This window comes from Tsukamurella sp. II2bb, from assembly GCF_057815145.1.
On record NZ_JBYPZI010000002.1, the window covers coordinates 369865 to 388418 of the forward strand.

An 18554-nucleotide genomic window follows, 5' to 3' on the forward strand; every position below is an offset into this window, starting at 1 on the left:
CGCCGACCGCCTGGGAGTTCCTGCAATACCTGATCTCGGGCCCGGTCGTGCGGTCGCGCCGCCCGGTCACCGTGATGTACGTGCCCAACCGGGCGTCAGATCGACGGTGACCGACTGCGCGAGCGCGTACTGGTTCGGGCTCGTCCAGACGTCCCCCGACGCGTCGGTGAGGGCGAACTTCGATACCACGTAACCGGACTCGTTGTAGAACTCGACCTTCTGGAAACAGGCACCCGCGGCGTGCGCGTGCGCGGCGCCCGTCCCAGCGGACAGCAGCAGCGCCACCGCAGCCGCGACGGCGACCCGTCGCCCGTGCCCGCCCGCCGTCGACCCGGCGGCGCTCAGCACGTCGCCGCCTTCGACGCGCCCTTGATGGTGGGCTGCAGGGAGGTCGATTCGATCGGCGGAACCGTCAGTCTCTGGTCGTTCAGGTACCAGATGTAGTGTCCGTCGACGGTCGCGTCGTAGTGCGTCGCAAGGTCACCGGAGATGTCCTGGACCACCGCCTGCCGCTCGACCCACACCTGCTCCCCCGGATGCGCCGTCACCTTGAGCGTCGAGGACTCCGTCTTCGAACTGTTCCACGAGCGGGAGAAGCTGGTCTTCACCGACATCTCGACCGCCGCCTTGTACGCCGCGGTGAGTTCCACGCCGGAGGTGGTGGTGGTCCCCGTCGTCTGCGACCACGTGAGCGTGTAGTCGATCGGCGAGGAGGTGCAGTTGGTCACCACCTCGGAGACCCGCTGGCCGCGCGCGAGATACGGCGCCGAAATCGGCCGCACGTTGTCGTACGTGCATTTCGCCACCCCGCTCTCGCACTGCGTCCTGATCTGGCTGTCGGTGATCGCGTGGACGGTGCCGGCCGGCGAGAGCGGGCCGACCGCCAGGAACGAGGTCAGCGCCAGCGCACCCGCCGTGTATCGCTTTTTCATGAAACCGCACCCTTCCCAAAGATAGTGTCTTTAGCTAAACTCACCGCAGACTGAGCTGCAACGGCTGCGATATGTGGCGTGCACCACGCGGTCCGCTCGGCGCCCGACTCGACGGGTTCGCACCCCGGACCCGACGGTGTCCGCCAGTTCGGCGCGACGTCGCCGTCCGTTCTGCTCCGACAGCGCTGGACCTGTGTCATTCTGAGCGAATGATGCATTCCTGGGGATCGCTGAGCCCCAACCGCCACCACGCGCCCTACAACGGAGGAGCCGGGAGACGATGAGCAATTTCTCGTTGCGGGGGCTGTACGACGAGGTCGAACGCAGGATCACGCCTCCCGTGGAAGCGGTCGTCCACTCCGAAGAGTTCGCGACCACACTCAAGATCGTCGGTCGCACGCGTGCCGCGATCGGCGGACGGATCGACGCCGTCGGCGCGGCGGTGCTGCATGCCGTCAACCTGCCCGCGGGATCGGACATCCGCAAGCTCCGCCGCCAGGTCGGGCAGCTGGATTACGAGGTCCGGCGCCTCCGCCGCGATCTCGCCGAGCAGGATGCGCACGCCGGCCTCGACGAGGAGGACTGACGTGGGAGTGATCGACGGTCCCCGCTCCGCCCTGGACCGGGTCCGCCAGGAGATCGAGCGCAACGCGCTCCGCGCCCGCAACGGCATCAAGATGGCGGCGGGCCTGAACGCACCGGACATCGGCGTGACGCCGCGCGATCAGGTGTGGCGGGACGGGCGGGCTCGGCTGTTCCGGTACCGCAACGACGACGTCAAGTACCGGCCGCCGCTGCTGATCGTCTTCAGCCTTGTCAGCCGCAGCTACATCCTCGACCTGACCCCCGGGAACAGCTTCATCGAGCACCTCCTCAAGGCGGGTTTCGACGTGTACCTGCTGGACTGGGGCACCCCCGACGAACGCGACGCGGCGAACGGGCTCGAGTACTACGCCGACGCCGCCATCCCCGCAGCCATCCGGGAGACCTGCCGCCGGTCGGAAACGGACGAGGTGAACCTGCTGGGCTACTGCTTCGGCGGCAATCTCACGCTGCTGCACGCTGCGCACCACCCCGACTCCCCCATCCGGAGTCACACCGTGGTCGCCTGCCCCGTCGACTACTCCGAACTACCGTTCAAGACGGTGTTCACGGACAGCGTGGAGGAGGTCGAGCGCGCACTCGGCGAGGACGGCAACCTCCCCGCCGACGTGGTGTACGGCGCGTTCCGGTCACTGACGCCGGTCGCGGAACTCACCGGCTACGTCGACCTGCTCGATCGCATGTGGAACGACGAGTACGTCGCCGCCTACCAGGCGATGAACGGCTGGGGTACGGACCATATCCCGCTGCCCGGCGCAACGGCGCGGCAGATGGTGACGATGCTCAGCGGCGACAACGGCTTCATGACGGACCGCCTGTTCCTCGGCGGCGACCGGGTCCACCTGTCGGACATCACCACGCCGTTCATGGCGGTCCTCGGGGAGAAGGACCACATCGTCCCCGTGGCCGCCGCGGCCCCCGTCATGGACCTCGTGGGATCGGAGGACAAGACCGAGCTGCGGCTCAAGGGCGGCCACATCGGCCTCGTGGTCGGCCGCACCGCCGCCAAGACCACCATCCCCACCATCATCGATTTCCTGATCAAGCAGAGCGAGGCGCAATGACCGAGATCACCGTCCGCGAGGTAACCGCCGATGACGAGGCCGCGTTGGCGGCGATGTTCGCCGGTCTGTCGGCCCGCGACGTCACCGTGATGCGCGAGGACCTCACCGGCCCCACGTCCGAGCTCATCAGCGGCCCCGGACTCCGCTGGGTCGCCGTCGCGGAGGACGGCTCGATCCTCGGATACGCCACCCTCACCCGCCTCCCGGGCTGGTCGGACCACGTCGGCGAGCTGCGCATGGTGGTCGGCGAGGCCCGCCGTGGCACCGGCATCGGCCGCCGCCTGGTGCAGGAGGCGCTGCGCGCCGGCCTGGCCGCCGGCCTGACCAAGATCATGATCGAGCTCGCCATCGACGAGGAGCGCGTGCTCACGATGTTCAACCAGCTCGGTTTCACCGGTGAGGCGCTGCTGCGCGACCACATCCGCGATCGCGACGGCAACCTGCGCGACCTGATCGTGCTCGCGCACCACGCCCGCGATTCCGCCGAGGCCATCGGCCTCATCGGCGTGGCCGAAGACTTCGCTTAGCACCGCCCCCTTCGAAGGAGAAGCATGACGAACCCCCTTGACCTGTTCCGGCTCGACGGCCGGGTCGCCGTCGTCACCGGAGCCTCGAGCGGATTGGGCGTCGGGTTCGCGAAGGCGCTGGCGTCCGCCGGTGCCGATGTGGTGCTCGCCGCTCGCCGGGTCGACAAGCTCGCCGATACCGCCGCGCTCGTCGAGGCCGCCGGCGTCCGGGCTCTGCCCGTGGCGTGTGACGTCTCCGACCCCGATGCCTGCACCGCCGTCGCCGAGGCGGCGATGAACACCTTCGGGCGCGTCGACGTGCTGGTGAACAACGCCGGCGTCGCCTCAGCGGTACCCGCGCTGCGCGAGGCCCCGGAGGACTTCCGCAAGGTGATCGATGTCAACCTCAACGGCACCTTCTGGATGGCTCAGGCCGCCGCGCGGGTGATGCAACCCGGCAGCTCGATCATCAACATCGCCAGCGTCCTGGGCCTGACCAGCGTGCTCATGCCGCAGGCGGCGTACTCGGCGTCGAAGGCCGCCGTGGTCGGCCTGACCCGCGACCTCGCCCAGCAGTGGGGCGCGCGGCGCGGAATCCGCGTCAACGCGATCGCCCCCGGCTACTTCGCGTCCGAGATGACCGACGAGTTCGAAGAGGGCGTCCTCGAGAGGTTCGTCCTCCCCCGCACGGTCCTGGGCCGGCTCGGCGCCGAGGGCGAGCTGGACCCCGCCCTGCTCTTCCTGGCCAGCGACGCGTCCACTTACGTCACCGGCATCACCCTGCCGGTCGACGGCGGCATGCTCACGAACTGAGGCGGATATGACACAGACCATCGATAGCGTCCGCTCCCCCGGCCCGGCCCTGATGACGACGGACTACGCCCGCGCGCTGTGCGAGGGCGGGGCCCTCGCGTGGACGTGGCCGCTCCTGTTGCGGGCTCCTACGGGCGACGGCCGCCCGGTCCTCGTGCTACCCGGTCTCGGCACCTCCGACACCACCACACGTATCCTGCGGCGCACCCTGCGCCGCCTGGGCTACCGCACGCACCGGTGGGGCCTGGGGACGAACATCGGCCCCTCCGCGCGGATCATGGACGGCATGCCCGAGCGGCTCCGCGACATCGCGGCCGCGGAGGGTCCCGTCACCCTCATCGGGTGGAGCCTCGGTGGGATCTACGCCCGCCGCCTCGCCCGGGAGTACCCGGACCTGGTGCGCCAGGTGATCACCCTCGGCAGCCCGTTCCGGTTGACCAAGCACTCGCAGAGCAACGCCCGACACGTCTACCGACTGTTCGACCGGTGGCACGTGGAGCCGCTGTCGCTCCCCCTCGAGGACGACGGTGCCGCGCTCCCGGTCCCGACCGTCGCGATCTACAGCCGACTCGACGGCATCGTGCCCTGGCAGTTGTGCCGGGACCCGTCACCGTCGGCGGAGAACATCGAGGTGCTCGGCTCGCACCTCGGTCTGGGCACGAACGTGGCGGTGCTCTGGGCGCTCGCGGACCGGCTCGCCGCCGGGCCCGATGCCGAGCCCTTCCGCCCACCGGCGGCACTGCGGTTCGCGTACCCGGCGGTCCCCGGCGCCGCCGCGAGCTGACCCGGGCCGGATCGCGAATGAATCCGCCCACGACTGCAACAGGACCGGTGAACGCACGCACCACTCAGGACCGCCGGGACGCCGTGATCGCCCGGGCCCGGAAGTCGTTCCTCGCCGGTGAGCGGGTGGAGATGAACGAGCTCGCGGCGTACGCCGGGGTCAACCGCAACACCCTGTTCCGGTGGTTCGGTGGTCGTGACCGGATCATGGGCGAGGTGGTGTGGTCGATCACGGCGCCGGCGCTGGATCGGGTCGCCCGCACCGCGGCCGGGGAGGGCGCCGTCCGGATCGCGAACTTCATGGGTGACTTCGCGGTCATCGCGAACGAGGGGACGGCGTTCGTCCCCTTCGTCCGCAGCGAGCCGGAGCGGGCGTTCCGGGTGATGACGACGCGGGCAGGCGGCGTGCACGAACGGATCCTGGCGCGCATCGTCGACGAGATCCAGCGGGAGGTCGACGCCGGCCGCTATCGGCCGGAGCTGCCGACCGACGACCTGGCGTACCTCCTGCTCCGGATGGCCGAATCGTTCGTCTACTCCCCGATCATCACCGGCGACGAACCGGACGCCGAGAAGGTGCGAATCGCCAGCGCGGCCCTGCTGGGGGTCGTCCGGCACTTCCGACCGGCTACAGGCCCGACGGCACGACCTTCCCGTTGACGGTGACCTCCACCTTCCCGGTCCGCGTGTCGAAGGTGATCCTGCCGTGCTCGAAGGTGGTCTGCTTGAGCGCACCCGAGGTGGTCTCGTCGCTGGTCACCGCGCCGAGCGGGCCGGCGGAGCCGTTCTTGCCGACCTGCACGGGGGTGCCGTCGGGACCGCGCTCGACGTTCCAGGCGTCCCGGATCAGGCCCCACGTGATGTAAGCGGGGGTCCCGGGGTTCGCATTCCTCGCGGTGATCACGCCGCCCTTGAACTGTTGGAAGATGACGCCGCTGTCACGGGTGCCCGCGTTGTGATCACCCGTCAGGACGACCCCCAGGGCGCTGCGCTGCGCCGGCGTCGCGGCGGCGTACCGCACCCCGATGGGACCCGTGAGCGTGACGGTGCTGCCATCGGCGCCCTTCACCGCGACCCCGCCGGGCGCGACCCTGCCGGACGAGGCGGCGCCGGACGAGGCCGCGGCGGCGCTCGCCGAGGCGGCCGTCGAGGACTGCCCCGCCGGCTTTCCGCCCGAGGACGCCGCGGCGCCGGTGGCCGATGCCGAGGCCAGCGACGAGGTGGCCGCCGTCTCACGCGAACCCCCGTCCCCGCACCCCGTGACGATGAGTGCCGCGGCCGCCAGGCCGCAGACGACGCCGATGTTCCGCCGAGCCGCGATCTTCCTCATGTTTCCTTCCGGGGTTCCCCGAGCACCGGCCGGGCGAGCGGTCCGGCACCGCCCGGACCCGACATAACCACACCTGAGTCGTCCGCGACCCCGGTTTCGTGCAGCGCGAACCGGACGACGGAGCCCAGCGGCAGTTGGGCGAGGAGGTCCGCGTGGTGCTCGGCGACCACCGCGAGCACCGGATACCCGCCGGTCGTCGGGTGATCGACGACGAAGACGACGGGCTCGCCGGACGGCGGGACCTGGATCGCGCCGGGGACCAGCGCCTGGCTCTGCACCTCCCCGTCGCCGCGCGGGATCGGCGGGCCGGCCAGCCGCACCCCGACGCGGTCGCTCTGCGGAGTGACCTCCCAGTCGGTGTCGAGCAGGTGCCGCCAGGCACCGTCGGGGAACAGGTCCGCGTCCGGCCCGGGGGCCACATCGAGCACCGAGGGTGCCCGCCCGTCCGGCACCGCGGGCACCGGCTCGGGATCGCCGACGGCCGTCCGGGGCTGCGGCCCCACCGGCAGTGCGTCGCCGCGGGCGACGGGCGGCGGCCCGAGGTGCGCGAGCGTGTCGGTGCTGCGGCTGCCGAGCACGGGCGGGACGTCCACGCCGCCCCGGACCGCGACGACCACCCGCAAGCCGGCCGTCACCGGACCCACGGCGAGCAGGTCCCCGTCGTCGAGCCCGACGGGGCGTCCGCGCGCGACGGTGCGCCGGCGCCCGTCCGGCGAGACGATCTCCATCTCCGCGTCGGCGCCGGAGACCGCGACGACGTGCTCTCCCGATGCGAGCAGGTCGATTCCGCCACCGGCGTTCTCGATCCCGGCGGCACCGTCGGGATTGCCGACGAGCCGGTTCGCCTGCCGCAGCGCGCCGCGGTCGGCGGCGCCCGAGCGCGAGACGCCGACCGCCGCGTACCCCGGGCGGCCGAGATCCTCGATGAGGCTGAGCAGCCCCGTCTCCCGGACGACGAGGCCGCGCCCGGGATGTGACGGAGAAGCCTCGGGGTCGCGCGGCGCGGGCACGGTGACGCGCTCGCGTACCGCGGTGAACCGAACCCGGGTACCGGGCGCGAGGAGTGCGGGCGGATCGCGGTCCAGCGACCAGAGTTCGGCGTCGGTGCGGCCGATCAGCTGCCAGCCGCCGGGCGAGACGCGCGGGTAGACGGCGCTGTACTCGCCCGCCAGGCCGACGGCGCCGGCCGGTACCCGCACGCGCGGCGCCGCGCGGCGCGGGATCACGGGACCGACGTCCGACGATCGCAGATATGCGAAACCGGGGGCGAAGCCCAGGAAGCCCACGCGCCAGCGCCGTCCGGTGTGCAGGCGGACGACGCCGGCCTCGTCGGTGCCGAGCAGGTCGGCCACCTCGCGCAGGTCCTCCCCGTCGTAGACGACCCCGATCTCGACCAGGGGCCCGTCCGTCGGCCGCGCGGCCGGCGGCTCCATCGCCCGGAGCAGCCGCTCCCCCTCCGCGGCGGACGCGGGGGCGTCGAAGAGGACCGTGACGCTCTCCCCACCCGCGACGAGCTCCCGCTGCCCGGGCAGCGGCTCCGCCGCGAGCGCGGCGCGCAGCGCGTCGACGGTGTCGGGCGCGACGCGGACCCGCACGGCACGATCGCCGAATCGGCGTGCATCCACGATCCGCATGCTCCTCCTCCGATAGCGCGTGATCCACACCATAGCCGCAGATTTCCAGGCCGATCTGTCTCGCAGATCACACTCCAGTGAGGCGCGACACTAGTAGTGTTGTTTAGGTGTTCGAATCAATAGTCGCTCTGGAAATCCGCACCGGTGCCGTCCGCCGGATCTCGATCCCCGACGGTCGGGTCGAGACGCTGTATACCGGCGTGGCGGGCACGTCTCCCGACGGGCTGGTGGTGGAATCCGGGCGCATCTACTGGACCACCATGGGCCGCCCGGTCCGCACTCCGGGTGGTACGGGCGAGGCGGGGCTCGACTATTCCGCGCGCACCGGCGGGCTGCACTCGATGCTCGCCGACGGCTCCGACGCGCACGACCTCGTCCCCGCCGGGTCCATCACCACCGGCAAACAGCTCACCTCCGACGGCGCGGGCCGGCTGTACTGGGGCGACCGCGAGGGCCGACGGATCGGCTCGGTGCGCACGGACGGCACCGGGCTGCGCGACCTCGTCGTCAACGCGCCCGCGCCCGACCACCTCGCGGAGTGCGTCGGCGTCGCGGTGGACCCCGGCCGCGGGCACCTCTACTGGACGCAGAAGGGCCCCGCGAAGGGCGGCCGCGGGCGGATTCTTCGCGCCGGCCTCGACCTTCCCGACGGGGCGAGCGCCGCGGACCGCCCCGACATCGAGACGCTGTGGGACGCGCTGCCCGAGCCGATCGACCTCGAGATCGTCGGCGACACCCTGTACTGGACCGACCGCGGCGCCGCGCCCGACGGCAACTCGCTCAACCGGGCCCCGCTCCCCTCGGCCGGCGCCGAGGGCGCGGCGCCCGAGATCGTGGCCCGCGGTTTCGGCGAGGCCATCGGACTGGCCGTCGACGCCCCGTCGGACATCGCCTACGTCTCCGATCTGGCCGGCCGCATCTGGCGCGTGCCGCTCGGCGGTGGCGACCCGGAGGTCTTCGTGGACCTGGGTACGCCCGTCTCCGGCATCGCCGGAGTGAACGATTCCCTCTGAGAACAAGGAGTTTTCGATGACCTACAGCTTCTCCTTCGACGACATCCGCCGGCGGCCCGTGGCCGTGATCGGCGCGGGCACGCTGGGCCGGCGGATCGCGCTCATGTTCGCGAGCCGCGGCGGCGAGGTCCGGATCCACGACCCGAACGCCGACCAGGCCCGGGCCGCCGTGGACTACGTCACGGACACCCTCCCAGACGTGCTCGCTCGCCGCGGGTCGGGCGAAGCGGGGCGCGCGATCGCGAGCGACGACCTCGCCACGACGCTCGACGGTGCCTGGCTCGCCGTCGAGGCCGTGCCCGAGCGCCTCGACATCAAGATCCCGCTGTGGGGCGAGATCGACGCCGCGGCACCGTCGGACACGATCTTCGTCACGAACTCCTCCTCGTACGCCTCGCGCCTGATGAAGGAGAAGATCCGCGACAAGAGCCGGTTCTGCAACCTGCACTTCTACATGCCGCCCACGGCGAACGCCGCCGACGTCATGTCCGACGGCGAGACCGCGCGCGAGGTCCTCGACACGCTCCTCACGGTGCTGCCCGAGTTCGACGTGCACCCCTTCGAGGCGCGCAGGGAGAGCACGGGCTTCATCTTCAACCGGGTCTGGGCGGCCATCAAGCGCGAGTCGCTCGCGGTGGTCGCCGACGGCGTCGCCCGCCCCGAGGACGTGGACGGGATGTTCCGCCTCAACTGGCACATGCCCGTGGGGCCGTTCCAGATGATGGATTCCGTCGGCCTCGACGTGGTCCTGGACATCGAGGAGCACTACGCCGCCGAGAACCCGCACCTGCCCGAGGGGCCGCGGCGCCTGCTGCACGAGTACGTCGACGCCGGGAAGCTGGGCGTCAAGACCGGGGAGGGCTTCTACACCTACCCCGAGCCGCGCCGTCCCTGAGACCGCCTTCGAGCGGGGATTGTTAGAATCCCTAGCAGCCCACCGCCGATCACGAAGGCACGACCCTGTCCCAGTCATACTCGCGCGTCGCCGTCGCCGTGCTCTGCGCCGCCGGCATCGTGGTCGCCCTGATGCAGACGATCATCGTGCCGCTGATCCCCGAGCTCCCCGGGCTGCTCGACACGGCACCGTCGAACGCGTCCTGGACCCTGACGATCACGCTGCTCGTGGGCGCGGTCGGCACGCCGATCGCGGGCCGTCTCGGCGACATGTTCGGCAAGCGCCGGGTGCTCCTCGGCAACATGGCCGCCGTCGCGGTCGGCTCCGCGGTGTGCGCGGTCTCGTCCTCGCTTCTCCCGTTCCTCGTCGGGCGCGGGCTGCAGGGGCTCGGCATCGGCGCGATCGCCGTCGGCATCAGCATCCTGCGCGACATCGTCCCCGCCACGCAGCTGGGCTCCGCGGTCGGTGCGATGAGCGCCTCGCTGGGCGTCGGCGGCGCGCTCGGCCTGCCCTTCGCCGCGTCGATCGCGCGCCACATCAGCTGGCACGCCCTGTTCTGGATCTGCGCCCTCGCCGCGGTGCTCTGCGCGGCGGCCGTCCTGCGGTTCGTCGCCGAGGGGCCCTCCGATCCCGGCGGACGGTTCGACGCGATCGGCACCCTCGGGCTGACCGCGGTGCTCACCTTCGTCCTGCTCCCCCTGTCCAAGGCGTCCGAGTGGGGCTGGACCGCTCCGCTGACCCTCGCCATGTTCGCCGCGTTCGCGGTCTCGGCGATCGCGTGGTGGCGCTACGAGCGCCGCACGCCGAACGCGCTCATCGACGTCGCCACCCTGGTCGACCGTCCGATCCTGCTGACCAACATCGCCTCCGTGGCGACCGGCTTCGCCTTCTACGCGATGCAGATGATGCCGATCCAGGTGCTCATGGCGCCGGAGCAGGCACCCGCGGGTCTCGGCCTCGACATGGTGCCGGCGAGCCTGGTCCTGATGCCGAGCGGACTCGTCATGTTCGGCTTCTCGTACGTCAGCTCGTGGATCACCGATCGGCACGGCGCGCGCCTGTCGCTGGCGATCGGCGCCGTCGTGATCGGTGGTGGCTACCTCATCCTCCTGCTCGCCCTGGCCGGCCCGTGGCCCATCACCTGGGTCTGGATCCTCGCCGCGAGCGCGCTGGTCGGCGCGGGCCTCGGACTCGCCTACTCCGCGATGCCCGCGCTGATCATGTCGGTGGTCCCGGTCGCCCAGACCGGCGAGGCGAACGGCGTCAACGCCCTCATGCGGTCCGTCGGAACGTCGATGTCGACGGCCGTGGTGGGCATGGTGCTCACCGGCTCGACCGTCCTCACCGCCACGCCGGCGGGCCCGGTCCGCACGCCGTCGGCGCCCGCCTACGAGGCGACCATCCTGATCAGCATCGGGGTGTGCGCCGTGGCGGTGGCGTGCGCCCTCGCGATCCCCCGGCGTCGGGCGACGACCTGAAGCCTGCCGGCTGTTAGGTTGGCGTGGTGCCGATCACGCCGCCCGCCCTGCCGCGCGCACTGTCGACCCGGGTCGCCGGACTGCTCCGCGGGCTCGCGACGCCCGATCCGATCACCCCGATCGGCCCGCCGAACTGGTCCGGTCTCGACGCACGCGCCTACAGCGGCCCGACGGTGCCCGCCGGCTCCCCGATCGACCGGGTGCCGCTCGCCGCGGAGCTCGGCCTCGACGACGCGGCCGAGGCGTATCGCTTCCTGTACGCCACCGCCAATCAGTACGGGCCGGACGCCGTCAGCACGGCGGCGCTGTTCCTCCCGCGCGGCGACGCCCCCGAGGGCGGATGGCCCGTGATCGCGTGGGCGCACGGCACCGTCGGGCTGTGCGACGACGCGACCCCGTCGGCCCAGCCGCAGTCCGAGCGGCAACGGTTCTACCTCGGGCACTGGCTGCGGCACGGCTACGCGGTGGTCGCCACCGACTACGCGGGCATGGGCACACCCGGACTGATGAGCTATCTCAACGGGAGGGTCGAGGCGCACAACCTGGTCGACTCGGTGCGGGCCGCGCGCCGGCTCGGCCTGCCCGTGGCCGGGCGGTGGGCCCTCGTCGGCCAGTCGCAGGGCGCGGGCGCGGCGATGAACGGCGCCCGGTACGCGACGGAGTTCGGCGTCGGCGACGACCTCGACCTGCGCGGCGTGGTCGCGACCGGCACCCCCGCGAACATCGAACGCGTCGTGCAGTTCCTGCGCCCGTCGTTCCCGCCGATCGTCCTGCCGCCGCTGACCACCGTGTACGCCGCCTACATCCTGGCCGGCGTCCGCGACGCCCGGCCCGACCTCGGGATCGACGACGTGCTCAGCGCCGAGGGCCGACGGGTCGTCGACCTCGCCGAACGCCTGAGCCTGTACGACACGCGGGAGGCCCTGCGCGGCGCCCGGATCTCGGCGTGGGTGACCGCTCCCCTGCGCTCGATCCCCGGGATCGGGGCGGCGCTGCGCGAGTACATGGGCATCCCGGTGCAGGGCTACGACCGGCCGATCTTCCTGGGCCACGGCCTCACCGACATCGACGTACCGGTCGTCTCCGGGATCTCTCTCGCCGCGGCGCTGGCGCGGCACCGGCAGCCGCTCACCCTCAGGCTGTACCCCACCGACCATTTCGGCACCGTGTACGCGGCCGCCGACGACGCCGCCGACTTCCTCGCGCGGGTCATGGACTAGAGGAGAGAACAGCATGAAGGACTTCCACGGCAAGGTCGCCGTCGTCACGGGCGTCGCGTCCGGCATGGGCCGCGAACTCGCGCTCGAGCTCGCGCGGCAGGGCGCCAAGCTCTCGGTCTGCGACTACGACGCGGCGGGGCTGGAGCGCACGGCCGAGGACGCCCGGGCGCTCGGCGCCGAGGTGCACACCAAGGTCGTCAACGTGGGCGAGCGCGAGCAGGTCCTCGCCTACGCCGACGAGGTGGCCGAGCACTACGGGGTCGTCAACCTGGTCTTCAACAACGCCGGCATCGCGCACCATGCGAGTGTCCAGAAGACCTCCTTCAAGGACTACGACCGCATGATGGACGTCGATTTCTGGGGCGTGGTCAACAGCTCCAAGGCCTTCCTGCCGCACCTCATCGCGTCCGGCGACGGCCACATCGCCAATACCAGCTCGATCTTCGGCCTGTTCGGCGTCGGCGGCCAGAGCGCCTACAACGCGGCCAAGTTCGCGGTCCGCGGCTTCACCGAGGCGCTGCGGATCGAGATGCTGGCGAGTGGGCACAACGTGGGCGTGAGCTGCGTGCACCCCGGCGGCATCAAGACCGACATCTGCAACAACGCCACCGTCGGCGAGGGGCAGGACCAGGCCTCGTTCGCGGACTTCTTCAACAAGTACCTGGCCCGCACCGAGGCGGACGCGGCGGCGCGGACGATCCTCGACGGTGTCCGGAAGAACCACGGGCGCATCCTGATCGGCCCCGACGCCGTGGCCCTGGACCTGATCGTGCGGGTCACCGGCTCGGGCTACCAGCGGCTGATGTCCTTCGTCGACAGCCAGCAGTCGCGGTTCCTGTGAGTCGCGGCTAGGCGCGGTACCCCCCTCGAACAACGGGAGGGCACCGTCGACCTCGGTCGACGGTGCCCTTCGCGTGCGACGATCAGGAACCGATCGCGTCCAGGTCCGCGTTGAAGGTGGCGCTCGGGCGCATCACCTGCGCGGTCTTCTCGGGGTCCGGGAAGTAGTAGCCGCCGATGTCCGCCGGCTCGCCCTGCACGGCGCGCAGCTCCTCCACGATGGTCTGCTCGTGCTCCTCGAGCGCCTTCGCCAGCGGCGCGAACTTCGCGGCCAGCTCGGGGTTCTCGGTCTGCGCCGCCAGCTCCTGCGCCCAGTACAGGGCGAGGTAGAACTGGCTGCCGCGGTTGTCGAGCTCACCGGTGCTGCGCGACGGGGCCTTGTTGTTCTCGAGCAGCTTGCCCGTGGCCGCGTCGAGCGTCTTCGCCAGGACCTTCGCCGCCGCGTTCTCGTTCTTCAGGCCCATGTCCTCGAGGCTGACCGCGAGAGCGAGGAACTCGCCCAGCGAGTCCCACCGGAGGTGGTTCTCCTCCGTGAGCTGCTTGACGTGCTTCGGGGCCGAACCGCCGGCCCCCGTCTCGTACATGCCGCCGCCGGCCATGAGCGGGACGATCGAGAGCATCTTCGCCGAGGTGCCCAGCTCGAGGATCGGGAACAGGTCCGTGAGGTAGTCGCGCAGGATGTTGCCGGTGGCGGCGATGGTGTCGAGGCCGCGCATCGCCCGCTCGAGGGTGTACCGCATGGCGCGCACCTGCGACATGATCTGGATGTCGAGGCCCTCGGTGTCGTAGTTCTTCAGCTCGGCCTTGACCGCCTTGATGAGCTCGTTCTCGTGCGGGCGGTACGGGTCGAGCCAGAACAGCACGGGCATACCGGAATTGCGGGCGCGATTGACGGCCAGCTTGACCCAGTCGCGGATCGGCGCGTCCTTGACCGTGCACATGCGCCAGATGTCGCCCTCCTCGACCTCCTGGGAGAGGATGACCTCGCCGGTGGCGTTGTCGACGATGTTGGCGGTACCGGCGGCGGGCACCTCGAAGGTCTTGTCGTGGCTGCCGTACTCCTCGGCCTTCTGCGCCATCAGGCCCACGTTCGGGACGGTGCCCATGGTCCGGGGATCGAAGGCGCCGTTGGTCTTACAGAAGTTGATGATCTCCTGGTAGATGCGCGCGAAGGTGGACTCGGGCATGACGGCCTTGGTGTCCTTCGGGCGGCCGTCGGCGCCGTACATCTTGCCGCCGGCGCGGATCATCGCGGGCATCGACGCGTCGACGATCACGTCGGACGGCGAGTGGAAGTTCGAGATGCCGCGGGCCGAGTCGACCATCGCCAGCTCCGGGCGGTGCTCGTGGCACGCGTGCAGGTCCTTGACGATCTCCTCGTGCTTGCTCGCGGGGAGGGTCGCGATCTTGTCGTACAGATCGCCGAGGCCGTTGTTGACGTTGACGCCGAGCTCGTCGAACAGCGCCTGATGCTTGGCGAAGGCGTCCTTGTAGAAGACCTTGACCGCGTGCCCGAAGACGATGGGGTGCGAGACCTTCATCATCGTGGCCTTGACGTGCAGCGAGAACATGACGCCGGTCTCGTAGGCGTCCTGCATCTGCTCCTCGTAGAACTCCAGCAGGGCCTTCTTGCTCATGAACATCGAGTCCATGACGTCGCCCGCGCCGAGCTGCACGCTCTTCTTGAGCACGTGCACCTGGCCGTCGGCGGTCACCAGCTCCATCCGCAGGTCACGGTCGCGGTCGAGGGTCGTGGACTTCTCGCCGTGGTAGAAGTCGCCGTGCTTCATGTGCGCGACGTGGCTGCGCGAGGCCATCGACCACTCGCCCATGCTGTGCGGGTGCTTGCGGGCGTACTCCTTCACGGCCTTCGGCGCGCGACGATCCGAGTTGCCCTGGCGCAGAACCGGGTTCACGGCGCTGCCGAGGATCGTCGAGTACCGGGTCGCGATCTCGCGCTCCTCGTCGGTCTTGGGTTCCGAGGGCAGGTCCGGGATGTCGTAGCCCTTGCCCTGGAGCTCGGCGATCGCGGCGAGCAGCTGCGGCACCGACGCGCTGATGTTCGGGAGCTTGATGATGTTCGCCGACGGATCCTGAGTCAGCTCGCCCAGTGCCGCGAGGTTGTCCGGCACCTTCTGCTCGTCGGTGAGGCGCTCGGGGAAGGCCGCCAGGATGCGCGCCGCGAGGGAGATGTCGCTCGTCTGCACGTCGATGCCCGCGGGCCCGGCGAAGGCCCGGATGATGGGCAGGAACGAGGCGGTCGCCAGGAACGGCGCCTCGTCGGTGAGCGTGTAGATGATGGTCTGCTGCGCACTCATGTGTCTTTGCTTCTCCCGAATGTCGTGGTCGGTCGACTCTGTCCGAGCTGATCTGTCAGTCTCCATGTGACGGTTGCACCATTATCCTCCCTCACGCCGACGGCCCGCGACGGCACTCCGTCAAACGGGGCGCGCCCCCACCGATTACGCTGGCGCAATGGCCGGAGGACTCGCTGCCCTACTCGATGACATCGCCGCCTTGGCGCGCCTCGCCGCCGCCTCGGTCGACGACGTGGCCGCCGCCGCGGGGAGGGCGAGCGTCAAGGCCGCCGGTGTGGTCGTCGACGACACGGCCGTCACGCCCCGGTACGTCCAGGGCATCAAGCCGGAGCGCGAGCTGCGGATCGTCGCGCGCATCGCCAAGGGCTCGCTGCGCAACAAGCTGATCTTCATCCTCCCGGCAATCCTGTTGCTCAGTTGGCTCGCCCCCTGGGCGCTGACGCCGATCCTCATGCTCGGCGGCACGTACCTCTGCTACGAGGGCGCCGAGAAGATCTGGGAGAAGATCGCGGGCCACGAGGAGCCGAGCGCGGACGCGGCGCAGGCCGTCGACGAGGACACCGTCGTCAGCGGGGCGATCCGCACGGACTTCATCCTCTCCGCCGAGATCATGGTCATCGCGCTCGCCGAGGTGGCGAGCGAGATGCTGTGGGCGCGGGCCCTGATCCTGGTGGTCGTCGCCGTCGTGATCACGATGCTCGTGTACGGCGTCGTCGGGCTCATCGTCAAGATGGACGACGTGGGCCTCGCCCTCGCGCAGCGCCCGTCGGCGCTCAGCCGCCGGGTGGGCACCGCGCTGGTGAAGGCCATGCCGACGGTGCTGAGTACGCTCGCGAACGTCGGCATCGTCGCGATGTGCTGGGTGGGCGGGCACATCCTGCTCGTCGGCCTCGACGAGTTGGGCTGGCACTGGCCGTATTCCGTGGTGCACCACGCCGAGACCTGGGCGCACGGCCTGGTCGACTCGATCGGCGCGCTGCTCGGCTGGCTCGCGAACACGCTGGGCTCCGCCCTCTTCGGGCTCGCGGTGGGCGCCGTGGTCGTGATCGCGGTGACCCTGATCAACCGGCTGCGCGGCGCCTCCGCCCACTGACGCCCGCCCACCGACGCCGCCGGCCTCCGGGCCCCTCAAGCCCCGGCGCGGGCGGCGCCTTCCGCAAGGAGGAACTGGGCGCCCGTGTACGTGGCCATGACGGCGCCCTCCAGCCACGCGGGCGGGTCGGCGAGGACGAACTTGCGCAGTCCGAGGATCGAATCGCTGAGCAGGAACAGCCCGGCCCCGGCGAGGGTCGCGCGCCGGGCGCCGGCGGGGATCTGCGGTCCGAGCACCGTCGCCGCGGCGGCGGTCCCACTGAGCACGGCCGAGTAGCCGGCGAGCACCGGCGCGACGGCCGGCGCCGTGCGGTAGGCGGCCGCCAGCGTCCGCGGCGCGCCGACGGCCCAGGCCGCGGCGACGGCGGCGGGCTTGGCGAGGGAGGCCTGCGGATCGCGCTGCGGCAGCATCCCGCTGATGTACGCGGCGTGCCCGGTCGCGAAGGCGCTCGCACCGAGCACGAAGTGCTTCGGCTCGTCGCCGAGCAGGGCCACGTCGCCGATCCAGCCCGCGGCCTGGCCGGCGAGCGTGGAGCGCCGCAGGGGTGAGCGACGCGCCCGCGGGTCGGTCGCGAAGGACGCCGCCAGGGTCGGCAACAGCAGCGGTTTCGTGAACCTCCGAGCGTGGTGGCGCGAGGGCTTCGACGAGGCCGACAGCGCGGTGTCGACGGCGGCGAGGGCCGCGTAGGCGAGCTTGAGAACGGTGCTGGCACGGGTCACCGCGCCAATCTATCCGTAGGCTCGTCCCGTGAGCAGCGACACCGTGCAGGCGATCCGGCATCCCCGGGAGGGGCGCATCCGCGTTCCGCGGGATCTGGACGCGATCACCGATATCGGCGTCGAGGACCACTCCGAGGTCGACGCGCGCACGATGGAGCGGATCTGGCTCGCCGCCCGCTCCTGGTACGCCGCGGGAATGCAGCCCGCGATCCAGGTGTGCCTGCGGTTCCGCGGCCGCGTGGTCCTCGACCGGGCGATCGGTCACGCCCGCGGGAACGGCCCGGACCTGCCCTCGAACCAGGACGAGGCGCCGGAGCCGGTCCCCGTCACCGTCGGCACCCCGTTCTGCACCTACTCCACGGCCAAGGGCGTCGCGGTCACGGTGCTGCACCGCCTGATCGAGCGCGGCGACCTGGCGCTGGAGGCGCACGTCTACGACTACCTGCCGGAGTTCGTCTCCGACGGCAAGGACCGGATCACGGTGCGGCACGTACTGACCCACAGCGCGGGCATTCCGATCAACACCGGTCCGCGGCCCGACCTGCGGCGCTCGGAGGACAGCGCGTACACGCGGGAGATGCTCGCCGCGATGAAGCCCGTGTACCCCCCGGGGCGGCTGCACTTCTACCACGGGCTGACCTGGGGGCCGCTGGTCCGCGAGCTCGTCCTCGCGGCGACCGGCCGGTCGATCCGGGAGATCACCGCGACGGAGATCCTGGACCCGCTCGGCTTCCGGTGGACGAACTTCGGGGTGGCGCCCGAGGACGTGCCCGCCGTCGGGCTGAGCTACGCGACGGGCCGGCCCGCACCCCCGGCGATCGAGTCCGCCTTCCGGAAGGTGGTGGGCGGCACCATGCAACAGATCGTGCCGGCCTCGAACTCGCCACGATTCCTCACCGGGGTCGTGCCCTCGTCCAACCTCGTCTCGACCGCGCACGAGCTGTCGCGGTTCGCCGAGATCCTCCGGCGCGGGGGCGAGCTCGACGGTGTCCGCGTCCTGCGGCAGGAGACACTGGCCGCGGCGACCCGGCAGGCGCGGCGGCTGCGGCCGGACTTCGCCACCGGTGGCGCGCCGCTGCGCTGGGGAACGGGCTACATGCTGGGGTCGGAGCGGTTCGGCCCGTTCGGCCGAGGCGCCCCCGCGGCCTTCGGGCACACGGGCCTCACCGAGATCGCGATGTGGGCCGATCCCGAACGGGAGCTGGCCGCCGCCGTGGTCTCCAGCGGGAAGCCCGGGAGCCACCCGGAGGCCAAGCGCCATCCCGCGCTGCTGGACGCGATCACGGGCGCCTTCGCCCGGGTCGCCCCGTGAT

General features: G+C 71.3%; 19 protein-coding genes. 13 read left to right on the forward strand and 6 right to left on the reverse strand.

The features are described from left to right. Window positions 1-66: 66 nt before the first annotated feature. Together AC21LY_RS07815 and AC21LY_RS07820 are read right to left on the reverse strand one after the other, a co-directional pair. Window positions 67-348 carry a hypothetical protein gene (locus tag AC21LY_RS07815; RefSeq protein ID WP_489045837.1) on the reverse strand — a complete coding sequence of 94 codons (282 nt, stop codon included), beginning with the start codon at window positions 346-348 and terminating at the stop codon, window positions 67-69. Beyond that, window positions 342-932, reverse strand: a complete 591-nt coding sequence (locus AC21LY_RS07820; RefSeq protein ID WP_489045838.1) for a hypothetical protein — start codon at window positions 930-932, stop codon at window positions 342-344. Before AC21LY_RS07820 ends, AC21LY_RS07815 begins: the two co-directional genes overlap by 7 nt. Before the next feature lie 280 nt (window positions 933-1212). Between AC21LY_RS07820 and AC21LY_RS07825 the strand changes: the two genes are divergently transcribed. Genes AC21LY_RS07825 through AC21LY_RS07850 form a run of 6 tightly spaced genes read left to right on the forward strand, consistent with a single transcriptional unit; the run spans window position 1213 to window position 5361 of the window. Further along, window positions 1213-1518, forward strand: a complete 306-nt coding sequence (locus AC21LY_RS07825; RefSeq protein WP_489045839.1) for a hypothetical protein — start codon at window positions 1213-1215, stop codon at window positions 1516-1518. 1 nt (window position 1519) lies between these two features. Continuing rightward, window positions 1520-2599: an alpha/beta fold hydrolase gene (locus AC21LY_RS07830; protein ID WP_489045840.1), complete on the forward strand. Its 1080-nt coding sequence runs from the start codon at window positions 1520-1522 to the stop codon at window positions 2597-2599. Further along, the gene (locus AC21LY_RS07835; protein ID WP_489045841.1) at window positions 2596-3126 is read left to right on the forward strand and encodes a GNAT family N-acetyltransferase; all 531 of its coding nucleotides are present in this window, start codon (window positions 2596-2598) and stop codon (window positions 3124-3126) included. Before AC21LY_RS07830 ends, AC21LY_RS07835 begins: the two co-directional genes overlap by 4 nt. A gap of 24 nt (window positions 3127-3150) precedes the next feature. After that, complete coding sequence (locus AC21LY_RS07840; protein ID WP_489045842.1) at window positions 3151-3918, forward strand: SDR family NAD(P)-dependent oxidoreductase; 768 nt, start codon at window positions 3151-3153, stop codon at window positions 3916-3918. 7 nt (window positions 3919-3925) lie between these two features. Next, window positions 3926-4702 (forward strand): lipase family alpha/beta hydrolase, encoded by a 777-nt coding sequence (locus tag AC21LY_RS07845; protein WP_489045843.1) that lies wholly within the window; start codon window positions 3926-3928, stop codon window positions 4700-4702. Between the two features lie 47 nt (window positions 4703-4749). Further along, entirely contained in the window at window positions 4750-5361 is a 612-nt protein-coding gene (locus AC21LY_RS07850) for a QsdR family transcriptional regulator (RefSeq protein WP_489045844.1), read from the forward strand. Here AC21LY_RS07850 and AC21LY_RS07855 read toward each other — a convergent pair. Both AC21LY_RS07855 and AC21LY_RS07860 read right to left on the reverse strand, forming a co-directional pair. Next, window positions 5330-6031: an LGFP repeat-containing protein gene (locus AC21LY_RS07855; RefSeq protein ID WP_489045845.1), complete on the reverse strand. Its 702-nt coding sequence runs from the start codon at window positions 6029-6031 to the stop codon at window positions 5330-5332. The two genes, AC21LY_RS07850 and AC21LY_RS07855, sit on opposite strands and share 32 nt — an antisense overlap. Further along, on the reverse strand, window positions 6028-7665 hold the full coding sequence (locus tag AC21LY_RS07860; protein WP_489045846.1) for a 5-oxoprolinase subunit B/C family protein: 1638 nt from the start codon (window positions 7663-7665) through the stop codon (window positions 6028-6030). The genes AC21LY_RS07855 and AC21LY_RS07860 overlap by 4 nt, the downstream gene beginning before the upstream one ends. A gap of 107 nt (window positions 7666-7772) precedes the next feature. Between AC21LY_RS07860 and AC21LY_RS07865 the strand changes: the two genes are divergently transcribed. The 5 genes from AC21LY_RS07865 (at window position 7773) to AC21LY_RS07885 (ending at window position 13112) form a co-directional block, all read left to right on the forward strand. Next, a complete protein-coding gene (locus AC21LY_RS07865) occupies window positions 7773-8678 on the forward strand; it encodes an SMP-30/gluconolactonase/LRE family protein (RefSeq protein ID WP_489045847.1) in 906 nt (301 codons plus the stop codon). 16 nt (window positions 8679-8694) lie between these two features. Next, window positions 8695-9573, forward strand: a complete 879-nt coding sequence (locus AC21LY_RS07870) for a 3-hydroxyacyl-CoA dehydrogenase family protein (protein WP_489045848.1) — start codon at window positions 8695-8697, stop codon at window positions 9571-9573. Window positions 9574-9704: 131 nt separating this feature from the next. Continuing rightward, on the forward strand, window positions 9705-11051 hold the full coding sequence (locus AC21LY_RS07875; protein WP_489045849.1) for an MFS transporter: 1347 nt from the start codon (window positions 9705-9707) through the stop codon (window positions 11049-11051). 32 nt (window positions 11052-11083) lie between these two features. After that, a complete protein-coding gene (locus AC21LY_RS07880; RefSeq protein ID WP_489045985.1) occupies window positions 11084-12271 on the forward strand; it encodes a lipase family protein in 1188 nt (395 codons plus the stop codon). Window positions 12272-12284: 13 nt separating this feature from the next. Continuing rightward, a complete protein-coding gene (locus AC21LY_RS07885) occupies window positions 12285-13112 on the forward strand; it encodes an SDR family NAD(P)-dependent oxidoreductase (RefSeq protein WP_489045850.1) in 828 nt (275 codons plus the stop codon). A gap of 82 nt (window positions 13113-13194) precedes the next feature. Here the strand turns inward: AC21LY_RS07885 and AC21LY_RS07890 are convergent, their stop codons facing one another. After that, window positions 13195-15429, reverse strand: a complete 2235-nt coding sequence (locus AC21LY_RS07890) for an NADP-dependent isocitrate dehydrogenase (RefSeq protein ID WP_489045851.1) — start codon at window positions 15427-15429, stop codon at window positions 13195-13197. A 157-nt stretch (window positions 15430-15586) separates the two neighbouring features. On the opposite strand from AC21LY_RS07890, the gene AC21LY_RS07895 reads away from it, so the two are divergent. Beyond that, window positions 15587-16522 carry a DUF808 domain-containing protein gene (locus AC21LY_RS07895; protein WP_489045852.1) on the forward strand — a complete coding sequence of 312 codons (936 nt, stop codon included), beginning with the start codon at window positions 15587-15589 and terminating at the stop codon, window positions 16520-16522. Window positions 16523-16557: 35 nt separating this feature from the next. On the opposite strand, the gene AC21LY_RS07900 is transcribed toward AC21LY_RS07895, so the two are convergent. After that, a complete protein-coding gene (locus AC21LY_RS07900) occupies window positions 16558-17241 on the reverse strand; it encodes a lysoplasmalogenase (protein ID WP_489045853.1) in 684 nt (227 codons plus the stop codon). A 28-nt stretch (window positions 17242-17269) separates the two neighbouring features. On the opposite strand from AC21LY_RS07900, the gene AC21LY_RS07905 reads away from it, so the two are divergent. Next, window positions 17270-18553, forward strand: coding sequence for a serine hydrolase (locus AC21LY_RS07905; protein ID WP_489045854.1), 1284 nt, complete (start codon window positions 17270-17272; stop codon window positions 18551-18553). The last annotated feature ends 1 nt before the right edge of the window (window position 18554 follow it).